The organism is Gemmatimonadota bacterium (genome assembly GCA_039715185.1).
In the GTDB taxonomy this organism is placed as follows: Bacteria; Gemmatimonadota; Gemmatimonadetes; order Longimicrobiales; family RSA9; genus DATHRK01.
The window spans coordinates 1-3,846 of the sequence record JBDLIA010000157.1 but is presented as its reverse complement, the minus strand read 5'-3'; the positions used below and the strand labels follow the sequence as shown (position 1 = coordinate 3,846).

The 3,846-nt window shown below is 69.8% G+C and carries 4 protein-coding genes; all 4 read right to left on the bottom strand.

The annotated features are described in order from the left end of the window. Positions 1 to 198, bottom strand: a 198-nt coding sequence (locus ABFS34_16040; protein MEN8376938.1) for a hypothetical protein, incomplete at its 3' end; no start/stop codon positions are given. Between the two features lie 742 nt (positions 199 to 940). Beyond that, entirely contained in the window at positions 941 to 1,108 is a 168-nt protein-coding gene (locus tag ABFS34_16035) for a zinc ribbon domain-containing protein (GenBank protein ID MEN8376937.1), read from the bottom strand. 94 nt (positions 1,109 to 1,202) lie between these two features. Further along, positions 1,203 to 1,625, bottom strand: a complete 423-nt coding sequence (locus ABFS34_16030) for a VOC family protein (GenBank protein ID MEN8376936.1) — start codon at positions 1,623 to 1,625, stop codon at positions 1,203 to 1,205. Between the two features lie 22 nt (positions 1,626 to 1,647). Beyond that, positions 1,648 to 3,846: hypothetical protein (locus tag ABFS34_16025; protein ID MEN8376935.1), on the bottom strand; the 2,199-nt coding region annotated here is incomplete at its 5' end.

Genomic DNA, 3,846 nt, shown 5'->3' with positions numbered 1-3,846 from the left:
CAGGTCGAAGAGGAGGGTCGCGAGGCCCGCTTCCTGGAGGACCTTGGCCACGGCCTTGTTGCGGGGGCTGAACCGGCTGCTGCCGCTGCCGTGCGCGAACACGACGAGACCGGAGGCTCCGGCCGGAACCGTGAGGGTGCCTCCCAGCCTGACTTGCTCGACCGGGATCTCGATTTCGCGGGAGGTGGACGTAGCCATGACGGTCCTCCATCGGGGAATGGGGGCTGGTACAAAGATGTCAGTACGGACGCCTCGGCGCGTCGGGGGATTTCAGACAGCTGGGTAGGGTGAGGCACGCGCCAGGCGGGACAGACGAGTCCCACCAAGTGTGACATTGCTGTCCCGGTCTGACCTCGGATTGACGAGATGCAGCCGCGGCTCAGGCGTGAGTGGAATCGAACGAAACTTGCTTGGCAGTCCGGAAGCGAGCGGCTCGTGCAAACCACCCTGAGAATAGGGGGCATCATGTCAGAAAGGTGGGTCGAAGAAGCCCGGCGAGAGTGGGAAAGACTGTCGAAGATCGATCCCCAGGCGGGGGAGTGGGTCGAGGTGGCCCGGGCGGCACAGCGCCGAGTGACCTGCTCTCCACATTGCGAGAAGAAGGCGGGCAGCTGCACCAATACTCGATCCTGCATCGAGTACGAGATCACCGCGAGCGGAGACCTAAGGGTCATCCGGTCGTTCGAGTCTCCGTCCGATTGCCCTCAGGACGGCCTTCTTACTCGGCTGTTCTGTGTGATTGGTGGGCTGTTCGCGCGACTCAGCTAGCCTGAGATCGGAACACCGCCGAGCGGAAGGCGCGGTATAGCCGGGACGGCCGGCCGTCGAACAAGCCGGGTAGTATGCCATGAAACGCTTCGAACGGCCGAACGCGTCCGAGCGCCACAGCCGCAGTCCGGCCTAATGGCGGTACTCCACGGCCTTACCGCGTACGGCAGGGTCAGCTCTTCTTCGTCGTCTTGACCATCACGTTGGAGATTACCCGCTCGACCTTCGTGCTCTTGCATTCCGGGCACTCGGGCTTCGATGACCCGTGCTCAGAGATGTGCTCGATGACGAAGAAGTCCTTTCCGCAGTCGACGCAATGATAGTCATAGGTAGGCATCATGGTCCTCCGACCAAAGCTGTGGCAGACCCCGTGATCTTAAGCTCGTCGTGAGGCGTTGGCGATAGGGCGGGCGACCACCCGTCTCCTCGTCCGATCAGTAGATAGGCCACACCCCGGGGGTCGCCAGCTCCACGGAATGATTGTCCGGGTCCCGGAAGTACAGGCTCGAGCCCCCGCGATCCCAGCGAACCTCGCTTTCGATCTCGACGCCGTGCTCCGCAAGCCGTTCGCGCCACCCCGTGAGGTCCTCGGGGCGGATGGCGAACGCAAAATGCGCCGGCCCATCCCCGTCGTGGGGTGGTATCCGGCCACCGGGGGTCGGGGCGCCGGCGGAGGTGGCTCTGCGCCGAAAGAGAAGGAGGACGGTGCCCTCTCCGGCATCCATCGCAATGAGTCGGTCCGAGGCGAACATCGGGGTCAGGCCGAGCACGGTCTCGTAGAACCGCCTCGACTCCGGCAGGTCGTCGACGTAGAGCGCGGTCTCCAGGATACGCGAAACGATCGGTATCTCAGGCATGCGTCTGTCCGGCGTACGATTATCATTCCCCCTCCCCCAGCCTCTCCAACTCCTCCTCCGCCTCGATCGCCAGCCCCTGCGCGCGGTCGTAGCGGTCCAGCACCGTCTCGTAGTGGAACGTCGCGCGCGCGGCGTCGCCGCGGCCGGCGTGCAGGCGGGCACGGATGAGGGACGCGTGCGGGCTCACAGCGATGCCGGCGGGCCAGAGGAAGCGGGCGCGCTGCGGCAAGAACGTTTCCTCCCACCCCAGCAGGCGCAGGGCGCGGGCGGTGTCGCCCGCGGCTGAGAGCCACCTCGCGGCGGCGATCCTGTTGATCGGGGTGAGCCAGGGGTGGCGCCCGCCGCGCCAGGCGAGGTCGTCCACGCCCGTCTCCTCGAGGTCGGCGAGGGCCCGCCCCGCGGCGGCGCTGTCGCCGTCGAGCGCAAGCTGGTAGGCCGCGAGCGTCCCGTCCAGCAAATCGGAGTGGGCAGCGGCGGCGCCCGTCGCTCGCTCGCGCGCCGCAGCGAGGGCAGCGCCGTCTCCGCCGGCATAGGCCACGAGTCCGTCCAGCAAGGCGACCTCCGCCCCGTCCTCGGCGTTCGTCTGGGCCTCGAGCCAGGCGGTCCTGGGGCGGAACGCGGCGGCCTCATCGGCCGGCAGCTCGCCGAGCCAGGCGGCCGCGGCCGCGAATCCGTACGCGGTCGGCGGCACCAGCTCGTAGGGCCCCAACGGATCGGCCGAGGCGATCTTCAGCGCGCCCCGCCAGTCGCCTCGCGTCGCGAACGCGAACGCCAGCCCGGCGCGGTGCCAGCGCGCGGTTCCCGGCGGCGCTCCGCGCGCGAGCACCTCGCCGCTCACGTCGTGCTGCGCGTCCGGATCTCCGTACATGAGCAGCGCGAGGCCGAAGAAGGGGGCGAGCGGGCCCCGGTACGCGCCAAACGCGTCGGCCGCGGCCGCGATCTCCGCAGGCTGCAACGGACCGCTGATCCCGGCGTACAGCGCGCGGTAGGTCGGCAGGAGCTCGCCGGCCAGGCGCCGGCCGCCCTGCCGGCCGAAGTCCTCCAGCCGCGCCAGCACGTCGCTCGCCCTCGCCTCGTCGCGCTGCATGACCACGATCCAGAACAGGTGCTCCCACGCCGGAAAGAAATCGGGGTCAAGTTCGAGCGTGCGCTCCAGCGCGCGTCGGGTTTCGGCGAGCGGCTCGCCGACGACGCTGCCGTTGTGGACCAGCCAGTTCGCGTAGGCCCACCAGCCCGGGCGGTAGCCGGGGAACCGGCGCACGATGTCGCGGTGGGCGGCCAACTCGTTGGCCTTCGACCCGGCGAACCTGGTTTCGAGCAGGAGGCGATCCGGCTCGGGCAACCGCGCCCGGTTCTCGAAGAGCTTCTGGAACAGCGCCGAGTCGAGGCGAGCCACGCCCTCGTAGGTGCGCGGATAGAGCGATCTCCACAGCGCGAACCAGAACGTCGTGTCGGCCCGGAACGCGGAGTCGAAGGCCGCGACCGCGCCATCGAACCGTCCGGCGGAAAGCAGCAACTCGCCGTCCAGGTAGGCGCGCAGCGCGGCCACCGAGGGCGTGGTCAGCGCCGCCAGGCTCGGCGCGGGTAGCGGTCCCCTGCGCCACACAGCGCGCAGCAGGGACAGCGTCACGCTGTCGGTCAGCGCGAAGATGTCGTCGACCGGCCCCGACGCCGAGGCGCGCGCGATCTCGTCGCCGGTCGCTGCCTCGTGCAGCGCTGCGTCCACGCGCACGCGGCCGTTTCCTGCCGCCAGCAGCGTGCCCTGGAGGTAGCTGGTCGTGGAGAAGCGGCGGGCGATGTCCGAGCCACTCGGCGCGGGCGCCGAGTCGCCCGCGGGCGGGCTCGACGCGATCACGGCCAGCCCCTCCGTCGTCCGGATCGACCCGATGCCGTCCAGGTTCGTGCTTAGCGTCACGGCGAGCTGTCGGCCGAGGCGTCGCAGCGAAGTGTCCTCCGGCACGGGGACAAGCGGGAGGATGGATATCGACGCCGCGGCGGGCGTGACCGGGGAGGCGGCAGTCCCATCCGAGGTCGTCAGGACCCGAAACGCCCCGTAGGCGACGATCCCGAGGGTCGCCAGCATCGCCGCGGCGACCGCGGCCCTGGGCCAGGGCCGCGCGCGGCCCCCGGCGTCCGGTGGCGCCGCCGGAGCCAGCGCGGTCGCGAGCTCGCCCATGTCCGGGAAGCGATCGTCGGGATCCTTCGCCAGGCAGCGCATGAC

Excerpts from the sequence above, each read along its gene's own strand:
- ABFS34_16030 (MEN8376936.1), bottom strand. The coding sequence starts at position 1,625 with ATGCCTGAGATACCGATCGTTTCGCGTATCCTGGAGACCGCGCTCTAC.
- ABFS34_16035 (MEN8376937.1), bottom strand. The coding sequence starts at position 1,108 with ATGATGCCTACCTATGACTATCATTGCGTCGACTGCGGAAAGGACTTC.